Annotated in this window: 16 protein-coding genes; 4 read left to right on the top strand and 12 right to left on the bottom strand. The window is 50.0% G+C overall.

Annotation, left to right across the window (positions count from 1 at the left end; genetic code table 11):
* Window position 1: 1 nt before the first annotated feature.
* The gene (locus tag EI42_RS26085; protein ID WP_111325579.1) at window positions 2-1,159 is read right to left on the bottom strand and encodes a restriction endonuclease-related protein; all 1,158 of its coding nucleotides are present in this window, start codon (window positions 1,157-1,159) and stop codon (window positions 2-4) included.
* Between the two features lie 188 nt (window positions 1,160-1,347).
* On the opposite strand from EI42_RS26085, the gene EI42_RS26080 reads away from it, so the two are divergent.
* From EI42_RS26080 to EI42_RS32835, 3 genes are read left to right on the top strand one after another with little or no spacing between them, the layout of a single operon-like run.
* Window positions 1,348-1,713 (top strand): helix-turn-helix domain-containing protein, encoded by a 366-nt coding sequence (locus EI42_RS26080; RefSeq protein WP_111325578.1) that lies wholly within the window; start codon window positions 1,348-1,350, stop codon window positions 1,711-1,713.
* Entirely contained in the window at window positions 1,714-2,268 is a 555-nt protein-coding gene (locus EI42_RS26075; RefSeq protein WP_111325577.1) for an ImmA/IrrE family metallo-endopeptidase, read from the top strand.
* Window positions 2,252-2,392: a hypothetical protein gene (locus EI42_RS32835; protein ID WP_170142919.1), complete on the top strand. Its 141-nt coding sequence runs from the start codon at window positions 2,252-2,254 to the stop codon at window positions 2,390-2,392. Before EI42_RS26075 ends, EI42_RS32835 begins: the two co-directional genes overlap by 17 nt.
* A gap of 231 nt (window positions 2,393-2,623) precedes the next feature.
* On the opposite strand, the gene EI42_RS26070 is transcribed toward EI42_RS32835, so the two are convergent.
* Window positions 2,624-6,385, bottom strand: coding sequence for a helicase-related protein (locus EI42_RS26070; protein ID WP_111325576.1), 3,762 nt, complete (start codon window positions 6,383-6,385; stop codon window positions 2,624-2,626).
* A complete protein-coding gene (locus tag EI42_RS26065; RefSeq protein ID WP_111325575.1) occupies window positions 6,382-9,654 on the bottom strand; it encodes a hypothetical protein in 3,273 nt (1,090 codons plus the stop codon). The genes EI42_RS26070 and EI42_RS26065 overlap by 4 nt, the downstream gene beginning before the upstream one ends.
* On the opposite strand from EI42_RS26065, the gene EI42_RS33485 reads away from it, so the two are divergent.
* Window positions 9,655-10,047, top strand: coding sequence for a hypothetical protein (locus tag EI42_RS33485; RefSeq protein ID WP_111325574.1), 393 nt, complete (start codon window positions 9,655-9,657; stop codon window positions 10,045-10,047). It abuts the gene before it with no gap.
* 244 nt (window positions 10,048-10,291) lie between these two features.
* Here the strand turns inward: EI42_RS33485 and EI42_RS26055 are convergent, their stop codons facing one another.
* The 9 genes from EI42_RS26055 to EI42_RS32085 all read right to left on the bottom strand — a co-directional run bounded on the left by EI42_RS26055 (window position 10,292) and on the right by EI42_RS32085 (window position 18,618).
* A complete protein-coding gene (locus EI42_RS26055) occupies window positions 10,292-11,335 on the bottom strand; it encodes an ornithine cyclodeaminase family protein (protein WP_211326349.1) in 1,044 nt (347 codons plus the stop codon).
* Window positions 11,304-12,368 carry a 2,3-diaminopropionate biosynthesis protein SbnA gene (sbnA, locus tag EI42_RS26050; protein ID WP_111325573.1) on the bottom strand — a complete coding sequence of 355 codons (1,065 nt, stop codon included), beginning with the start codon at window positions 12,366-12,368 and terminating at the stop codon, window positions 11,304-11,306. The genes EI42_RS26055 and sbnA overlap by 32 nt, the downstream gene beginning before the upstream one ends.
* A 12-nt stretch (window positions 12,369-12,380) precedes the next feature.
* A complete protein-coding gene (locus EI42_RS32830; protein ID WP_170142918.1) occupies window positions 12,381-12,548 on the bottom strand; it encodes a hypothetical protein in 168 nt (55 codons plus the stop codon).
* Window positions 12,549-12,566: 18 nt separating this feature from the next.
* Window positions 12,567-13,490, bottom strand: coding sequence for a dTDP-4-dehydrorhamnose reductase (rfbD, locus tag EI42_RS26045; RefSeq protein WP_111325572.1), 924 nt, complete (start codon window positions 13,488-13,490; stop codon window positions 12,567-12,569).
* Window positions 13,487-14,521 carry a dTDP-glucose 4,6-dehydratase gene (gene rfbB / locus EI42_RS26040; protein ID WP_111325571.1) on the bottom strand — a complete coding sequence of 345 codons (1,035 nt, stop codon included), beginning with the start codon at window positions 14,519-14,521 and terminating at the stop codon, window positions 13,487-13,489. The genes rfbD and rfbB overlap by 4 nt, the downstream gene beginning before the upstream one ends.
* Before the next feature lie 25 nt (window positions 14,522-14,546).
* Window positions 14,547-15,641, bottom strand: a complete 1,095-nt coding sequence (locus EI42_RS26035) for a glucose-1-phosphate thymidylyltransferase (protein ID WP_111325570.1) — start codon at window positions 15,639-15,641, stop codon at window positions 14,547-14,549.
* Window positions 15,638-16,126 (bottom strand): dTDP-4-dehydrorhamnose 3,5-epimerase family protein, encoded by a 489-nt coding sequence (locus EI42_RS26030; RefSeq protein WP_111325569.1) that lies wholly within the window; start codon window positions 16,124-16,126, stop codon window positions 15,638-15,640. The genes EI42_RS26035 and EI42_RS26030 overlap by 4 nt, the downstream gene beginning before the upstream one ends.
* A gap of 69 nt (window positions 16,127-16,195) precedes the next feature.
* Entirely contained in the window at window positions 16,196-17,293 is a 1,098-nt protein-coding gene (locus EI42_RS26025; protein WP_170142917.1) for an aminomethyl transferase family protein, read from the bottom strand.
* Window positions 17,290-18,618 carry a DUF6365 family protein gene (locus EI42_RS32085; RefSeq protein ID WP_137686249.1) on the bottom strand — a complete coding sequence of 443 codons (1,329 nt, stop codon included), beginning with the start codon at window positions 18,616-18,618 and terminating at the stop codon, window positions 17,290-17,292. Before EI42_RS32085 ends, EI42_RS26025 begins: the two co-directional genes overlap by 4 nt.
* Window position 18,619: the final 1 nt, after the last annotated feature.

The following is an 18,619-nucleotide window of genomic DNA, read 5'->3' as shown; positions in this document are numbered from 1 at the left end:
TTTATTGTTCTGTTACTAATACTTTGAACTGCTTTTCACTCACAACATGTACATTGGCAGGAAGCTGACCAGCAGCTCGAAGCACGCACGCTCGATAGTCACTGCGTTGCAACTCTCGATAAGAGGGATACACATAATACCATTGATTCCACTCAAGCGCATTCTCTACTATCTGTCGATTATCTTGAGCAATACGCCTTCCCAGAACAAATGGGTCTTTGTAATCTTTCACATCTACCGCCCAAACTTCTCTTCTTTGTAATGTGCGCTGGTAGATAAGCTGCAAATCGTAGCAATCTACCCCCGGCCATAAGAGCACCTGCTGAAGCTCAGGGGTGTCTGGCTGCGCCTCCTGGACAAGCCAATGATATAACTGCAATTCAGTAACCCCTGGTATAAAAGTACGTAAGTGAATACCGCGTCTCAAAACGAGAGGATTATCAACCGGATCAAGCGCATCCCATCCTTGGGGTCCAGGACAACGCCCTAAACAGGCATTTGGTTTGAGACTTCCAAGCCGATTATCACGCAGATATAGCGGCCCACACGCGGGACAATTCCAATAGCAAGCGCCTGCTCTCCCCTGACGCTGATAAAGCAGGGCCAGTTGAAGCGCTTGGCTGTCCCGATAAAATGAACTAATGGCTTCAACAGTGATATAGCGAAAATCTCGAAATTTCCGTCGGATCTGCTCTGCACTCGTCCAGGGATGAGCGATGATATATTGTCTGGCAGCAATATATTCCTCACTTGCCCTAGATGGATCTTGAATATATGCGCTCCTGCACACGTTCAACATTGCAACTACTTTTTGATTATCAAGGACAACCTGGACATTTTGCAGGGTTGCTTGAACAGGCAAGTCATATTCAAGAAGAAACTCTACAACCTGCTCGTCTAATTCGCCCTCATAAAGCAACTCGAAACGAGGATCAATTGCCGGAGGAAGTGTCCCTGGCCACCACTCTTCAAGCGGTGACTCAAAAAGCGAGAACATATCAGTAATCGTGGTAGGGAAGCCTGAGAGCATAACGAGGGAAAGATGATTGAGAGCATACCTCAGTTCATCTGGATAGGGATATTTCCGCTCGCTCTCCATGTACTTCGCCAGCCCAAGAACCAGGTAAGGAAAGACATCTTCAGGTAATGATCGAGCCATACACCGCTTCTTTCTTGCTTATTTGACTGTATGTACTAATCCCAGTACAATGTTTCACGGACGAAACAAAATCTGTATCATACATAGGACGCCGTTTCCAAATTGCAACAACAGAAGTATACCATATTGTGGTTCTCTGAGCAATACATGAATAAGTGTCCGTATTGGACAACAATTTGAGGAGAAACATGGGCAGAATATTTGATACAAAATACTTTGCATCCCTTATAAAAGCTAAACGTGGCACACGCGGACTCCGTGAGGCTGCTCAAGAAATTGGGGGAGTAAGCTCATCTACTTTATCTCGCATTGAAAATGGGAAGATTCCCGATATGGAGACATTCTTGCGCATCTGCTCCTGGCTCCAGGTCTCTTCTGAGGAGTTTATTAAGGAGATAGATGAGCAGCAGGAAAGCGAGATAAGCACGCCAGAGCGCATTGAGGGCTATCTTCGTGCAGATAGGGAGCTCACACCTGAAATGGCCGATGCACTGGCAAAGTTAATGAAGTCAGCATATAAAGCGGCAACGGAAGGGAAATTAGATATAGAATAGATGAGAGGCTTAGACATAACAATAAGAAAGAGATGTGAGAACGAAGGAATACGCCTACGAAAAGCGTTACAGATCCATGCTTACGACCCTTTACCAGCTAGGCGTTTAGCACAATATCTCAAGGTCCCGGTCATCAGCCCTTTAGAAATTCCTGGAATAGATGAACAACTCATACAGATTCTACTAGCAGACAATGCTGGCTGGTCTGCCTTGACATTGCCTCTTGGAAAAGAAAAGCATTTAATTATTTACAACCCGAATCATGCATCAACACGTTATGAATCAAATATAATGCATGAGCTGGCTCATTTATTACTCGGCCATCAGCCAATTTGCTTCCATCAACTATCAGGAGGACTACTTTCTCGGGAATTTCGCATTGCAGATGAACAGGCAGCTGAATATCTGGGAGGCTGTCTCCAAATTCCAGCAAGAGGGCTAGACTGGGCTTTTCAACGTGGAATGACCCTTCAGGAAATCGCCAATCATTTTGGAGCTAGCCTGCAAATGGTACGGTATAGATGCAATATGACAGGGTATGAACACAAAAAATAATCAGGGAAACCTGGTCGAGCTCAACATAAGTGGAACACAAGCGCTCCTGGTGATTCTGGTATATGGCATCCTCTTTCTGGCTATCTCGCTGCTACTGACATGGAAAAAGGATATCAAAGAATAGGAAAACAAGCAAAAGCTCCTTTCATGCTTCTGTTCATCTAGAATAACATCTCATTCGAGAATACGTTATCTACACGATAACGATCACTTTCCGAGCTTTCTCACACGCACAAAACAGAGTAAGCGATGACCAAAGATGGAGTTCTTCCAATGGTCATCGCCCGACTCACATTACACAAAATCTCTGGCTCCTGCTGAGAAAACAAACCGAACACGCCGATCAGGCGTCCATTCAGACCCGATCAGTTGCAAGCAGCAGGTTGAGAATGTTCATCTCATGTGACATAAAGAGATAGTTTCCAGTAAAGATCTTGCGCCGCGCTTCCCCCAGGCTCAGACTGCGAAAGATCAAAAAGGGAAAATCTTCGTACATGCTGCCAAGAGGTAAGATGCTATCAGCATTCGTGCAAACACTACGCAGATATGTCTGTAGCAGCGCCCGGAAGGAGGTTTCCGCCTGCTCTTCACGCTGCGGCTTTCCCTGGAAGTACGCTTGAAAAACAGGATAGGCAACCAGGCAGACCAAGGGAAAGGCACAGTGCTGATCCTTATGCCAGCTATCCTGCTTATACCGCGAGGTCACATGCGAATCATAGCGCTCCAAGCCCTTGATTAAGGCGATCGCATCTCTCAATGTATCATGCAAAGAATCAGGATAGTCGCGATCTCGCGCCAGCGCCTCCATCCGTGCTAAGAGCTCTTCCTTGCTCCCCACCTTCTCTCGCAGTAATTTGTTCGCATGGAGCCAGTAGCTTTCCTGCATATTGCGGCCAACGCACGGAGCGACAAGCAGCCCGCCACAGATGTAGGCCGTTTCAAAGCGTTTCCATCCTAACAGACCATGCAGACCACCGCGCACACGCTCTACAAACTCCTGATAGAAGGTCGGCAACAGCGGAACAAACGCCTGAGTAGCATCTCCCCCATAATGCTGTAATTTAATCTCCGCACTTCCTAGCAAATCTTGAAGCGCCTGACGTACATACTTCAGATCCTCATTCTCCCATTTGAGGCGCTGCTGATCCTGAAGCTCTTTAAGTAAACGTCCAATCCGTGAGGTTAGCGTCTCCCCAGAGGAAGCAACAGCTTTCCCTCCAATAGGAATAATGACATACTTCTTTCTGCTGATATTTCCATAGCCCTGGATGCGTGTCAGAATCGCCGCCTTAAGCAAAATGAGCATATTGAGCAGATCTATCATTCGCTCACGGACAGACAGCTCCCGATCTTCCGGTTTGAGATAGGCAATTCGTTCTGTCAGATAGAAGGTAATTTGCTTCTCGCCACGGTTGTATTGCTCCTGCCCGCGTCCACGATAGATCACTTGCAGGATCTCCATCAGGTTCTGTTCAATCTCAAAGTGCGGAATATCAACAATGATATGGCGCGCATGAGGGAAGGAGAGACCTCGACTGGCAGAGGCTGTCATAAAGATAATTTTTACCTTTTCGCGCCGAGCCTCGATCTCGCGCCGCTCATACTCAGAATTATTCGCGTGAATATCCAGGTAATGCACCCCTCTTTTGAAATCACCCTGCCGCCGCTTGTATACTGCTTGCATAATTTCAGAGAGGCGCATCTTATCTTGAATATAGACCAACAATTGCTGGTGATCGGCGCGCTCTAAGGTCTGCAAAATTGATCTGATGATACGCTCATGTGTCTCTTGCTTGATCTGCTTGCTCCGATCCTCATAGCGTTCTTCCTGATAATGAAGCGTATCGACTGCTACTTCATACCGCAGCTTCAGCCGTTCCGCAGGATAGACGTTCGCATTAATGAGCCACCCTTTTTTAAGCTTAAAGGAGATCTCCTGTACACTCAATGGAGTAGTCTGTTCTTCCTTTGCCAGCTTACGGAAGTAAATCTTGTTCGGCTCAAAATCATCTTTTTCAAGATGCTGTTTGATGACACGTGAATCCACAATAGAGGCATCGGCAACGATGATCTTTGTGTTGAAGCCATAAGTGGGGTCCAACAGCCCATTATTGCTCAGGAAACGCTGTAGCCCCGCCAGAAAAGCGGCTCCACCCTCATCGCCGGTTACTTCGTCAATCATAATGAAGACATGCTTGATCCGCTTCCTGAGCTCGTGCATCTTAGCAGGAATAATGCCATGATCGTTGGAAACGCTTCTGAGCATCTTTTTGAGATGATCCAGCGTGGTGTTCTCTCCCCTGCCCACTCTTTTGAGAGACTGAATTGCGACCGAGGCTACCACCGAGCGCGAGATATCTCGGCTCAAGACGACATTGATTGCGCTGCACAGACTATCGAGCACACCATATACGCGCTCTCCCTTGTCAACAAGCAAGCCCTCTTGAATCTCCTCTAGCTCACGCGCTCGCTGGAACGAGGGCTGCATTTCCGCTTCGTCCGCAGGAAGAAAGTCAATACCTCCCTCAAAGAAGCGAGCACTGCGTTCGGGTGAATAAAAGTACGCTGTCTTCTTCTGAGGACCATTCCGAGAACCATGAGCGCGTAAAATAGTTGAGTTGGTGGTCAGAGCAAACAAATGCTGTGATGCTGGCTCCTCTCGGAATTTCTTGATGATATCCCGATTGACCTGCTTTCGTGGGCTCGCATAGAGCAACAGAAAACCCTCACCATTTGCTTCGGCTTCTTTCAAGAACGAGGTCAGGGCCGTCGTCTTACCAATGCCAGGACTCCCCGTCAGGAAGAGATAGAGTCGATCACTTCGCAACGCTTGCTTGATCAGTTCCGCATGCGCATCCTGCAAGGTTTTTCCCTGAAAACCACTCATCTCAAGCCACTTCTGCGCCTCCTCGTTGAGAATCTCGGGCTGCAAAGGCGTCCATGTACTGGCAAACCCTTCGAGTATCTCTTCATGGTCCAACCAGCGAATACCATCACCCCTCTCCACCAGATGAACCAAATTGCGCACGAACGCACGCCCAGCACTTCCGCTAAAGCTAAGCCCTGCGGTCTGTTCTATTGAGCGAAGCAGTTCGTTGCGTGCCTCGTCGATCTGCTGATCATATGGCTTTTGACGATAAATCTCCGCGCAGGTCTTCAGCAGATCCATCTGACTGGCTTTATCCGCCTTCTGATGCACAGCGATTCCACTCCAACCACGATCTGTATAGCCAAGCGCGTTGATAAACAGGTCGCTTCGCTCATCGAGTACCGCTTTTCGCCGCAGGAACGCATAAAAGCTGTATGCATAGCTAGCCGCCTGAATCAGCTTTACACTCTCTTTATCGTGATGCTGAAATGCCTTAAAATAGTGATTCAATTGCGAAGAGAGCATCACGTCAGCAGTCGTGTCAAGATCGGCGTCAATACTCAAGTTTGTAAAGACACTCTTGCTTCTCAGATAAGATAGCTCACGCACAAGCATCTGCTGTAGAAAGGCGATATCGGTCAGATCATGGGTGTCTTCAAGCGTGCGTACAGTGAAGATTGAGAGATCAACGCAGAACATCCGCCATTTTTTTCCGTTGGTCAACAACAGCAATGTATCTGCATTTAGAAATTCTCCCGTACGCTGATATTCTCTCAGGTCTCCCTCGGTCAACTCAACCTCATAGCCTGCACGATCAAACTGCTGGATAAGCTCCAGGGCAGCAGAGCGCGAGTCCTTCTCAGTATAGGTTCCCAGGCTGTTCGAGCCATAAAAATTGCACTGGATATAGACACATCTATAATCTGCATGTTGAAACGACTGCAGATATTCCGTAAAAAAGGTCAAGCCACTGAGGTAGCCACGCATGAGGATAAAATAGCCCCAGCGCTCGATATTTGCTTTACTCCAACTGTCACTGACATCTGCATATTTCTGCAACTGCTGAATCAGACGCGGGGCATACAATTTCTGCAAATCTTGCTTATAGGTATCACCATAGTAGGCAGTAATCTCATGGCGCTCCAGGCTTTCGAGCAGCCCGATATTAAAACCGACCTCAAACACACGACCAAGATGGGTCCCGAAAAGCTTCTTCTTGTTTTCTTGCTGTGGTTTCTCTCCCATCATCGCTCACCTTCATTCTTTTGCTTGCGCAAGACAGAACGGACCTCTGTCAGATAAGACAATGCATTAAAACGCACTTTGCTCCGCATATGAGGATAAATGCTGAGTTTGCCAACTGAGTCTGTCCCAATAATCTGGCTATAGGGGTCCAGTTTCATCTGAATCTGAATCCTTTTGTCTTTCCCAGTCTTGTTAACATTCCTAATCTCGTTGCCTTTCTCAAAACGCCAGAAGTGAAAGAGGGTCAGCATCTCCAGGATTTCGGCTCTTAGAGAATTCTCACTACTCAAACTGAGCAGGTCACTCCAGATGTATTGATCGTAGGTCACATCATTCTGATAGGTGTTCACCAGCGTCGTATACGACATCACACCATTGTAGACAGACTCAGGATTAATCGTTTTCCCGGTAAAGATATTGAAAAAGAGAATAGCTTTTTTGCTGGTATCACGTGACACCTGCGCAAGCTCTCCAATATCATCGATATAGAGCGAATTCACGTCCGGGACACTTGATCTGGCCCGTGGTTTACGATTGACAACGTAGTATTTGTCACAGAAAATCGGATAGACCCGAATATGTTCACCCTTCTCACCTGCGGGAATTTCACGCAGCGCCTGAATAACGGATTCATTCATAAAGTAAAGATCTAGCTGTTCTACCTTGAGAGTCCGATTATATGGCGCATGCGCGACATAGAGAAAATGAGAGTAACCCTGAGCTGCATATTTTCGAAGCTGGTCTATCAAGGCCTGGGGACGAGAGTAGAGCTCCTTCTTCTCAAGGTTGGCAGAGAAGGTGGTAAGCAGGCCAAGCCTGATAGCGCCTGTATCAAGCCGTTCAATCCCAACAATCTGACCATACAGTGTCGCACCCTCAATTGAATCCGGTTCTTGCGCTTTCCTATTCTTATCGCTTGGACGACTGGAAACGATCACCAGGGCAAGCTTTTTCAACGCATAGTCCCTGTTCGGTTGTGCCAACTGCTTTACAAAGGAACGTGGAAGTGCTGAAAACAAGGAGGCAAGCGCGTTTCTCCGCTTATGAATTCCCTGCTTCGCACCTTGAATCGTGTCACGCTTGAAACCTTGCGAGCTGCTTAGATAATCCTGACTTAGAAGAAAATCGAGGAGCTTGGCAAACGAATGGATAAAGGCTTCATCGCTGAGTTGTACTGTTTTTTGCTCCTCTTCCTTGTACACCGTCTCATCATGCCGATTGACATCTGCTTCAGCCTCATCGCGATCATGGATACACAAAATGGGCAAGAACAGGTCCGGATCCTCCCCCTTCCCCACCGCATAGCTTGCAAGCATCTTCACAAAGATATAGGCAAGCGTGATATAGGTAAAGCGATAGACAAAGGCTTCCGGCGAGTCCGAATACCATGTATGGTGCCGATAATAGAGAGCGATTCGGTTCAGTTTTCCAAACGAATTCTTAATATCTCTGAGATACTCACTATTGTCAACCGGCACCAGCATCACGGGGAGCGTCTTCAACTGGGTGGCTGTGTACTTCATGGTGTACACCTCTTCCAGCGTATCTGCTGGATAGTAGTAGAGTGGCTCGAATTGGATCTGAAGTGGCAGTTTACAGAGTGCGTCGTTACTGGTTCTGGCCTCTTCCACCGCAACATGTTTCAACACACTTTTCGACTGCTGAGGAACAAATTCCTGAAAGTAGATATGCGAATTAACGATCGAGTCCAGATCAGTATTCAGCAGCGAAGACTTCAGACTCAACACCAGCGTTTCCGGTGCCATGTCTGGTCCGATAGATTGATGTTTGATAAACTCAACGAGCAGATCTTTGAGCGTTCTGATATACTCTTCAGCCTTCTTTCCAGCCTCAATGCCTCGCTTAATCTTCAGGAGAACATCCAGTTTCTCCTCTTCAGAGCCAGTTTGCAGCACTGGACGTATTTTCTTCTCAAAGAATGCAACCGCATCAAAGGTAGGATCATCTAACCTTACCAGCACAAGATAGAGCAAGGCCACATGCAGCACTTTTTCATAGAATCTCTCTTCATCAATCGCCGCTGCCTTACGCCTCTTATAAAGGGGAGTCTGAGGGTCGAGCAGGCTGATGTTATAATCAAACACGGTGTCATTCTTGCCTCCGTGGACCTGCACCTTGCCATTGAGTTTCAGCTTCACCCCCACAATAAAGGTCTTTATTCCTTGCTGCACATCGGTTGTCTCATTCAGCAGGCCTTCAATCTCGGTAATAATAGGCAGGGAATCAAAAGCAGCTGCCCCGGACAGAATCTCCTTAAAGTTATAGGTACGCTGCTGAAAGGTCACCTCATAGTGCTCAAGATCATAAGCACGACTATACTCGTCAAGCGCCCGCAGGCGCGCAATCAGGTTCTCAAGCAGGCGCATCCCCCGCTCTTTTCCCGGCTTGTTCCATACCTTCATGCCATTGAGCAGGTATTGCAAATAGCGCACTTTACATTCCCGAAAGATACGCGCAACCGTCTCAGCAATAACCGCGTTCCGCAACGCTTGCAGGTCCGATGTCGGTGCCGCCGCTTTTCTCTTCAGTTCATCCTGTACGTCACTCAGACTTTCATCATCAAGCTCTTCACCCGCCTCACGCATTTGTTTAAGCCGTGTCATAATGCCATCAATAACATCCCGGTCAAACTGACCAATGTTCTGGACCTGGACCGTGAGTTTATGCCCCTTCAACCAGATCTTTTCGCCCACTTCACTGCTCTCAGGATTCTTTGTTACACTCAGGCGTCTCTTCTTTACATCAAACGGAGTAGTGAAGCTTCCATACGTAAGCCCATGCATCTGTGAACCGGTTTGAGAAGAAAGAGAGGAGCTACTTAATGTTTTTGTTATCTCTTCAACAAATTTCTTCATATAAATATGGAGAGCATTTGGTGTCTGTTGCTTTGGTGCATTCGGTTGCTTGAAATAGAGACTTTGCATACAGCGCTGCATCTTTCGCAGAATAGAATGGAGTTGTTGACTAAACTTTTGTTGTGCCTCTACCTCAGGCATGTACACGGTTGCGAAGGCCGTTCCATCTATATTCTCAAATGGATATTGGTTACTGCCAATAAATTGCTTCGCCATAGCCTCCGCAAGCTTATCAATATCAAAAACAGGATACGGAGTCATCCCAAAGTAGTTGCCTTTGCCTGTGGTTTGAATTCGCTTGAGCTCTTCATCCAGCAGCTTCTCAATCTTTTCCAACAAATCGCTATAATCACTGTTCGCAAGCGTCAGGTTGGTGTATTCAATATTATTCGACATATGCACCTCTCTTCCACGAAAAACGAGTCAGAAGTACCGGGGAGTGGCCTCACCATCAGAAACATCTATAGAGAGGATACTATAAATCAACCATCATTTCAAGTATTTACCATAAATAATATCTACTACTATTTTAAAGCATACTTTAAAATAGAACTTGCATTTACCTTGTCAATGGAACAAGCAAGTAGACAGGGAAGTGAGATAGAAGCAGGAGCTAAAAGGGGGATTCAACCTGAAAAGGCATTCGAGCAAAGGAGCAGTGTAAATGCAATTGCTCTAAGCACACAACACATCTCGCCATCTCATAGGACAAATGTTCTGTTTATAGGTCCTGCTGCCTTCATTATTGCAGTTATAGGAGGGTACCTCCTCTTCTCTCTTCTGCGTTGAGCACAACAGAAGCCTCGATCGCAGAAAACAGTGAGGAACAGGGAGCGAGACTTCTCAGATTCTTGCAGAAAAACAACGCTCCTTGTCCCCAAATGTATCTGGATACTGAATCAACGTGCAGCCCCTTTTCGCATCTGATGATGCTTTGCATCTTTCGTATATGCTTGATCTCTCTCGTACTCCTTTAACCCGAGGTACAAACATAACGGATGCAACCACGATACTGCGCACATCTGACTTCGTTTTAATACAACAGTTGTATCCCCAGTCCTAGCTGGCCTGCTTTTCGATACACGTACGATGCAAGCGCCACATCTTCGATCGCAAGCCCGAACGGATTCACCAGGAGAATATCATCCTTCGTTTTCCTCCCACCTCGCTTCCCGCAGACAAGCTCGCCTAATTGCGCATCAACTCGCCGACACTCTTCCCCTTTAGCGGGCAAAGCTTCATCCGGCCCGACAAGCTGCCCGTTCCTATACATTCTTCCCAGAAGGCGACGGGTATCAGTGCGCACCAGTTCCCAATCATCGACGATCACCCCATCGGCTCGAAGCACAACCTCTGGCAGCACATCATCCAGCGAAACATGCACCACAATAGTTCCAGGTTGCAACCATGCATACTGGATATATCCTTCAGTCACCGTCGTCGCAGGAATTACCAGTTGTGCCGGACGAATCGCCGCTTCCGCCGACTTCGCCTCTTCCAATGTGACTCCACGCCGGAGCAACTCAGACTGCAATGCTTGTCGCACTTGCTCCACCTGTCCTGGGACCAGATCATAGACCAGGAGCCGTTGCACGTCGGGCAGATACTTCAACACCAACTCCAGATGTCGCTGCGCAATCACGCCTGCCCCAATTACGGCAACCGTCTCAATCAGCCCTCCCTGTAAAAGCAAGGCAGACAGGATACTGACACTGGCCGTTCGCAGGCTCGAAAGATAGGCCGCTTCCATCACACATACTACCTGCGCCGTCACCTCGTCATAGAGTAACGTCAGTCCGCTGGCCCGAGGAATACCGCGCCGTTGTGGATTCGCAATGTTCCCATTAATTACTTTCGTGCCTGCAAATCGAATCGCTCCCCCGACATAGGCCGGCATATTCAGGCTGCGCACGTGCTCTCCCTCCTCATTCACCCACCCAAGATACGCCTCATCAGGCAGAATCGTCTGACCGCGACCATGCAGCTGAAACACTTCTCGCATCACAGCAACGCTATCGAGATCAGCGCAGGCTCGCATCACATCCTTACGCGAGAGATACACAAAACCGTCTCGCATCTTTCGTTCCTTTCAGACTCAAGGCACGCTCAAAACAATCAATCTTATCCAGCTCTATTCCATTCTCCTGTAACCAGGCATCCTGATAGATCGAAGACGTATAGTTTGCGCCTCCATCGGGGCACAGACACACCACACGCTCAAGCTCAGAATGCTGTTCCAGATAGCGCAGGCAGGCCGCGAGCACCGCACCACTCGATCCCCCCACCTGTATCTGCACAGAGGCAGCCAGTGAACGGCACACCGAAAAGGCTTCCCGATCCGTCACCAGCAGGTACTCGTCATAGTGTTCGCGACGCAGAAAACGAGAGGGCTGAGAGGCACCTATCCCCGTTAATTTTCTCGGCGCCGCTGGCGTTCCAAACACAACTGACCCATAAGCATCAACGGCGATAATCCGCGTTCTCGGGCTGACCTCACGGAAGTATTCAGCAATTCCGGCCAGTGTTCCGCCCGTTGACACCGCGAGAAAGATAGCATCGACCTTTCCCTGCATCTGGCGATAGATCTCAGGCCCGGTCATCTGGCGATGCACCAGCGGATTGGCCGCATTAGCATACTGATTCGGCCAGACGTAGTGGGCGGAACGCTCACAATATTCCCGAATACGGGCCAGCCGCGAGAGCAGATACCCCCCATGCTCATCGGGCTGGCGTACCATATCAACCTCGGCACCAAGTGCCTGCATGCGCGAAACATTCTCAGGTGTCGTCTTTGGATCAACTACGGCAATAAAGCTATATCCACGCAAGCGGCAGAGAAAGGCCAGCGCTACCCCGAGATTTCCCGATGTTGATTCCACCAGACATGAGCCTGGCTGCAATCTCCCGCGCCGCTCCAACGTCTGTAGCAATCCCCAGGCCGTGCGATCCTTCACCGAGCCAGTCGGATTATCTGCTTCCAGCTTCAGATGAATTGTTCTCGGCCTACCATGCAACAGCACGCGAATAGCTTCCATTCTCGTATTTCCCAGTTTCCGCGCCAGATCGCACAACTCTCGATGGGTAAGACTGGCAAAGTCACAAGCATTCATCCGCTTCCCCTCCTATGCTGCCTTTGCCAGTATCTCTTGCGCCTGTACCTTTTCTTCTCCCTTCTGCGTTTCTTTCTCAGGATGCGTCAGGAGATAGATTCCGATATAGCTTGTCACTGTCATAATGGCGGTAATAGTCATCGAAGCAGCAAAAGCGAGAACGGTTGATGGCCTGGACATAGGATAGACTCCTTTCCTTTATGCAGCTGAAAGCAAACTTTGTTCCTTGATCGCGGTCATACAGCGTGTCAGCCCTTCTTCTACAGAGAGTGGACGCACTCCGATCTTCCTGCTGATTTTCTCAATACAGAGTCCTGCGTATGTGGGTCGTTGCGCCTTTTGCGCCAATTCATCGCTCAAAATCGGCGAAATCAATGTCTCATTAGCGCTCAGAAAACGTGCCACCAGTAACGCAAACTGATAACGATCAAGCATCGAACTGCCAGCCGTATGATAGATCCCTTGTGCCCGCAGGGAAGCCAGAGCAAGGATCTGCTCAACCAGATCCTCTACATAGGTTGGAGAACTGACTTGATCGCACACAATACGCACTGGTTGTTTCCGCTGAAGCTGCTGCGCCAGCCAGAGAGTAAAGTCCTGCCGCGCTCCCCCCACAGAGCCATACACCACAGCGGTTCGGCAGATGGTCCAGCTCTCACAGACCTCCTGTACTGCCCGCTCCCCGAGCAGCTTGCTCTGCCCATAGACGCTCAAGGGCCGCACCTGATCCTCTTCTAGATAAGGTCGAGGTGACGTCCCGTCATAGACATAATCGGTTGAAAGGAAGAGACAGTGAACGCCATACCGGCCACAGACTCGGGCCAAACGATAGGTTGCAGCAGCGTTGAGAGCATATGCCAGTTCTCGCAGCCCCTCACAGGCATCAACGTTGGTCAGAGCGGCGCAATGGATCAACACCTCAGGCTGTACTCGCTCAAACAAAGCGCACAGCCTGGCTTCCGAAATCGTGGTCAGGTCGCAGTACTCATATTGCACTCCCGGCTCACGCCGGATGAACTCGCTCCGCTGGAGCGCATATACGGTATGTCCCTGCGCTCCTAGCCGATGCAGTATCCGACTGCCAATACAGCCACTGCCCCCTGTCACAAGAAAGGTACTCATGCAGCCTCCGCCTCGAGCTCAAAAACTCTGCGTACAAAATCGTCATATCTGGCACGCGTCGCCGCGATCCACTCCGGATGTTCCTGATACCAACGCACTGTCTGTTCAATGCCCTCGCGAAAACGCACCCGAGGCTGCCAGCCACACACGCGCCGGATCTTGGTTGTATCAACAGCGTGGCGTCTGACATGCCCTGGTCGATCAGGAACAAATTGAATCAAGCTTCTTGGTCTTCTCAACAGATCCAATACTGTGCAAGCATTTTCCAGTATTGTGCGCTCCTCACCAGCCCCCACGTTAAACACTTCACCATGAACCAGCTTCCCATCTTCATGAAGCAGCGTCAGAATAGCCGCCGCATGGTCGTAGACGTGAATCCAGTCACGTACATTCTGTCCTGTGCCATAAATCGGTAACGGTCGTTTCTCCTGTGCACAGAGAATGAAATGCGGTAGCTGTTTCTCCGGATACTGGCGCGGGCCATAGTTATTGCCACAACGTGTAATGACCACTGGCACGCCATAAGTCGTCCAGTACGAATAGGCCAGGCTATCCGCTGCGGCTTTGCTGGCAGCGTAAGGCGACATCGGCCGCTGCGGATCAGTCTCTAACGAGGGACGACTGATCCCCTCCGGTGAAAGCGCATTTCCATACACCTCATCGGTTGAGATATGGATAAAGCGCTGAATATGATGTTTCCGCGCCGCCTCCAGCAGCACATAGGTGCCCTCCACATTTGTCTTGATAAACACTTCCGGAGCCACAATAGAGCGATCTACATGCGTTTCAGCAGCGAAATGTACAACAGCCTGACATCCTCGGATGGCCCGCTCAACCTGCAAGGGGTTGCAGATATCACCTTCCTGGAAGGTACAGTTTGACCGTTCCAGTTCCTCCGTGAGGTTCAGCAGATTCCCTGCATAGGTCAACTTATCCAGGATCACCACCTCATAGGTCGGATAGTGCTGAAGCAGAAACGACACAAAATTACTGCCGATAAAGCCAGCGCCTCCTGTGACGAGAATACGCACTTCGCCATCTCCTCTTTCTTTTATACTAAGCAGACATCAGCCCGATGCTGCTATGATCTCCAAGCAATAACCGATGCGCTCCAGGACGGCCCTGCGTCGGGTAGATCTGTGTATGGCGACCAATCAAACTATCTTCGATACGCCCGCCAATTGCCTGGATGGTGCATCCCTCCAGAATGATACTGTGCTCAATCTCGCTATTCATAACGACTGTGTCATGAGCTATTGAGGTAAAAGGACCAATATATGTATTTTCCAGGACGACATTGCGCCCGATAATCGATGGTCCCCGTACCACGCTGTTAATCAGCCGCACATTTTCCTCCAGCACCACTTCACCATAGAGACACGAGCGCTCATCAATCTCGACCCCGGGCGCCAGCGCTCCCTGCATCTGGCTCAGCACAGTACGATTTGCGTTCAACATATCCTGCATCCTCCCCGTATCAATCCAGTACCCACGCAAGAGATGCGGACTCACTCTGTAGCCCCGGTCAATGAGATATTGAATCGCATCGGTGATTTCCAGCTCACCCCGCGCAGAAGGGTGAATTGCGTTAACCGCCTCAAAGATATGTGCATCAAAGAGGTAGACACCTACTATCGCCAGATCGCTGATCGGCTCTCTCGGCTTCTCCACCACTCTCACCAGCCGCTCTTGCTCCTCGGAAAGCAGTGCCACCCCAAACTGTTGCGGCGCCTCAACTCGCGTTAAGCATACCTTTGCGTGATCGAGGCAATCAGGGGCGGCAAAATGCGCGACCAGTTCACCTAGCGGCTCCTCAATGAAGTTATCGCCCAGGAACATCAAGAAGCGGTCATTCTGAAGAAAAGGTTGCGCGAGCTTTACCGCATGGGCCAGCCCGAGCGGCTGTTCTTGATGAATATAGGAGATAGAGACCTGCTCACCGAATTGGCGGCCATCACCAACCGCAGCGATAATCTCTTCGCGCGTGTCGCCAACCACAATCCCAATCTCATAAATGCCGGCAGCGACGATCTTTTCCAACGCATAAAAGAGCACTGGTTTATTGGCCACCGGAATCAACTGCTTGGCATTGGTGTAGGTCAGCGGATGCAGCCGCGTTCCCTTGCCGCCGCTTAAAACTAACGCTTTCATTTGATCGTCGCTCCGCTCTTCCAGTCGTAGCCTATCTCAGGATCATCATGCGGGATACGTCCCTCTTCCTCCGGGTTATAGATGCTTGATGTCACATAGAAGAGATGCGAAACACCGCCAATCGCCTTACAGCCATGCGCCACCCCGGGTGGGATCTTTAACACCGCAGGCTCAAGATCCTCACCCAGAAACAGGGTGATAGTTCTGCCAAACGTCGGGGAATCAGGACGCCGATCCGAAAGCCCCACTTTCAACCGTCCAAGCGCCACATACCACCAATCAACCTGTGTTTTATGAATATGCCATGCCTTCGCCACTCCCGGATACATCTTGCTATGGCTCAATTGCCCGAAGCCCTCGGCAAAAAACGGGTCATTCTGACGAATCAGCTCCAGGAAAAAACCGCGCTCATCAGCATGCCGCTGCAACTTCTTCAGCACCACGCCCTCTATCTCCAGGCACTCCTGTACGATAGCTATACTCATCAGCGTCTCTCCTTTTCTCCCTGCACGGAAGGGAACCCGAGGAGCTGGCTGCTCCTCGGAATCGCCCTCTTAGAGCATCTTCACTTTCCAGGATCTTGGCACAATGTACGGCGAAGAAGCAGACTCAGCCGCATATTCAGTGCCTTCTGCGGTGCGCACGGTCCAGGTTAAACCGGGAACGGTGAACGGCTCATTGTTCAGCGCCAGGCCAAGAATCGCATCCAGCGTCGGGCTATAGCAAGCTGTGACGACTCGCCCAATAACCTGATCGTCGAGCACAATTGCATCGCCCGCCTCGATCTGTGCCTGCTTCTCGACGATAAAGCCAATCATTCGGCGCTCAACCGGCTGTGCAGCCTGCTCATTGATTGCCTCCTGACCGATATATGCATCCATCTTGCCGAAATCGATCAGCCAGCCCAGACCAGCTTCAAGAACGGGGATCTCACGCGCCTCAATATGGCCGATTGGCTGTCGCACTTCCAGCATGGTGATCTCCAGCGCTTCACTTCCGCACTGCGTTCCGCCAAGCTCCTGTGTTTTTGCGTACAGCTCATGCCAGACCTCGCCTGCCACAGACGCCGGAACAAAGACCTTATACCCATACTCGCCAGTGTAGCCAGTGCGGGCCAGTAACAGGGTGGCGCCATCACGCTCTACTTCGACAAAGCCCTGGAAGGGAATGCTGCTGATCTCGTAATCAAGCAGTGTTTGCGCCACCTTAAAAGCCAGTGGTCCCTCAAGCCCGATCAGCGCATACTCATCACTGATATCCTCAATCTCAACACCCTCTTCCCGATGTTGCTCAAACCACTCCGTCAGACGTTTGCGGTCGGTGGTCTCGGTCTCAATCACAATCGCATCATCATACTTGTACAGTGTCACGATACCAAGCAGCTTTGCTTCTTCGTCCAGACAGAGCGCGAAGATTTCGGTCTCGCTATTCAAGAACTCGATATCCCGGCTGACCATTTTTGAAACCCAGGCCACATGCTCATCTCCGCTGACCCGGAATTTACCATGCGTGGACATATCAAAGATACCCACACTGCTGCGAATGGCCGCGTACTCTTTCATGACATCACCAAAGGAAGCGATAATGCCATAGCCCGCCTCATCTTTCATCACTGCCTGCTCGTGTGTCACTGTCAGTAATCCGGTATTCATGCATATACTCCTTTCATGGTTGCAATCCATGTCTCAAAGAGGTCATAGGTTGGCGGCAGTCCAACGACCTGTTCGATATATGCCTGTTGCCGCGCCTGAAGCACCTCACGGGCTTTCCTGTTACAGAGCAGCTCCGCGAAGCAGTGCGCAGTCTCGCTCAATGCATACATCTCCGCCTGAACCAGTGTGGTACAATACGGGTTATTCTGAAACAGCGGTCGTAATTCGTCGATCCAGCCGTTTGGATAAATCGTAAAGGGATAAATTCCGCCATGAAGCAGACTATTCCACTTCTGGATCAGCGCCGCACCCTCTTCCGAAAGTCGCAGATGCTCCGGGAAGGTCAATGGTGAGCCATCCTGCGTCCCGGTGAGCAGCGTATTAGTCAGCACAATGACCGGTACACGCCCGAAAACGGCCCTTGTCGTAGCGCTGGAGGGCATATTATCCGTCACAAACAGATCGCAAGAGAGCACCAGTTCGGTGAACTCGTTCATTGGAAGAAAGGGCATACTTACAAAGCGCCTCTGCTCCTGTCTATACACCTCTCCTTTCCCCTGCGGCATTACTCCCACCACCGTTACCGGTGCATCTACTTCCGCAATATAATGTATCAGAAGCTCTTGCAAGAAATCTTCATAACTATAGGTCAGGCGCGCCGCACGCCCACCAGACTGCAACATGCGGTAATACATCGCCTTGAGCGCCCAGGAAGCCTTTGCAAACATCACCAGCTTTTCGCCATCCTCCCGCACCCCCAGGCGCTGACGCACTTCACGACGCCGCGCCTCCGTGATCGTAAATGGCTGCTCGTACATCTTGAGCGAGATGACACGTCCCTCAGGCTTTGTCGGCACATTTACCGGACAGGCCCGCAAGATCTGCACTCCCTCGGGCAGCGCTCGCACCCGTGCCAGACGATCAAACTTGCCTTTAAACAGGCGTTCATCCTGTGGACGAATCAACCTGTTTTCAACTGTGCGCGGCTCTGGCGCCCACCGGAACGAGTCAAAGGTGGCGCATGGAACCGGCAAACGCAACAGAGCTTCCAGATCCAGTATCTCGCTCTCGATATCCAGTAGATAGTAATCAGCCAACACCACGGCATCAGGGCGAAAGTCTTCTATCACCTCCTGTATCTGTTGATGAAGCTTCAGCGGCAGCACTCTTACCTGCATCCCCGCAGCCTCAGCATACGCTTGCTGCTCAGGTGGCGTTAAAAAGAGCACCTCGGCCCCACGACGCTGCAATTGTTGGGCCACGCAGAGCGCGTTATGCAGCTCTCCTACACTGAACTTGCTCAACGCCACAAAAATGACTCGCATT

This window comes from Thermosporothrix hazakensis (assembly GCF_003253565.1).
Lineage (GTDB): Bacteria > Chloroflexota > Ktedonobacteria > Ktedonobacterales > Ktedonobacteraceae > Thermosporothrix > Thermosporothrix hazakensis.
The sequence above is the reverse complement of the archived record's forward strand: the minus strand, read 5'-3'. Positions and strand labels throughout refer to the sequence as shown.

Excerpts from the sequence above, each read along its gene's own strand:
- EI42_RS26085 (WP_111325579.1), bottom strand. The coding sequence starts at position 1,159 with ATGGCTCGATCATTACCTGAAGATGTCTTTCCTTACCTGGTTCTTGGG.
- EI42_RS26080 (WP_111325578.1), top strand. The coding sequence starts at position 1,348 with ATGGGCAGAATATTTGATACAAAATACTTTGCATCCCTTATAAAAGCT.
- EI42_RS26075 (WP_111325577.1), top strand. The coding sequence starts at position 1,714 with ATGAGAGGCTTAGACATAACAATAAGAAAGAGATGTGAGAACGAAGGA.
- EI42_RS32835 (WP_170142919.1), top strand. The coding sequence starts at position 2,252 with ATGAACACAAAAAATAATCAGGGAAACCTGGTCGAGCTCAACATAAGT.
- EI42_RS26070 (WP_111325576.1), bottom strand. The coding sequence starts at position 6,385 with ATGATGGGAGAGAAACCACAGCAAGAAAACAAGAAGAAGCTTTTCGGG.
- EI42_RS26065 (WP_111325575.1), bottom strand. The coding sequence starts at position 9,654 with ATGTCGAATAATATTGAATACACCAACCTGACGCTTGCGAACAGTGAT.
- EI42_RS33485 (WP_111325574.1), top strand. The coding sequence starts at position 9,655 with ATGCACCTCTCTTCCACGAAAAACGAGTCAGAAGTACCGGGGAGTGGC.
- EI42_RS26055 (WP_211326349.1), bottom strand. The coding sequence starts at position 11,335 with ATGCGAGACGGTTTTGTGTATCTCTCGCGTAAGGATGTGATGCGAGCC.
- sbnA (WP_111325573.1), bottom strand. The coding sequence starts at position 12,368 with ATGAATGCTTGTGACTTTGCCAGTCTTACCCATCGAGAGTTGTGCGAT.
- EI42_RS32830 (WP_170142918.1), bottom strand. The coding sequence starts at position 12,548 with ATGTCCAGGCCATCAACCGTTCTCGCTTTTGCTGCTTCGATGACTATT.
- rfbD (WP_111325572.1), bottom strand. The coding sequence starts at position 13,490 with ATGAGTACCTTTCTTGTGACAGGGGGCAGTGGCTGTATTGGCAGTCGG.
- EI42_RS26035 (WP_111325570.1), bottom strand. The coding sequence starts at position 15,641 with ATGAAAGCGTTAGTTTTAAGCGGCGGCAAGGGAACGCGGCTGCATCCG.
- EI42_RS26030 (WP_111325569.1), bottom strand. The coding sequence starts at position 16,126 with ATGAGTATAGCTATCGTACAGGAGTGCCTGGAGATAGAGGGCGTGGTG.
- EI42_RS26025 (WP_170142917.1), bottom strand. The coding sequence starts at position 17,293 with ATGAATACCGGATTACTGACAGTGACACACGAGCAGGCAGTGATGAAA.
- EI42_RS32085 (WP_137686249.1), bottom strand. The coding sequence starts at position 18,618 with ATGCGAGTCATTTTTGTGGCGTTGAGCAAGTTCAGTGTAGGAGAGCTG.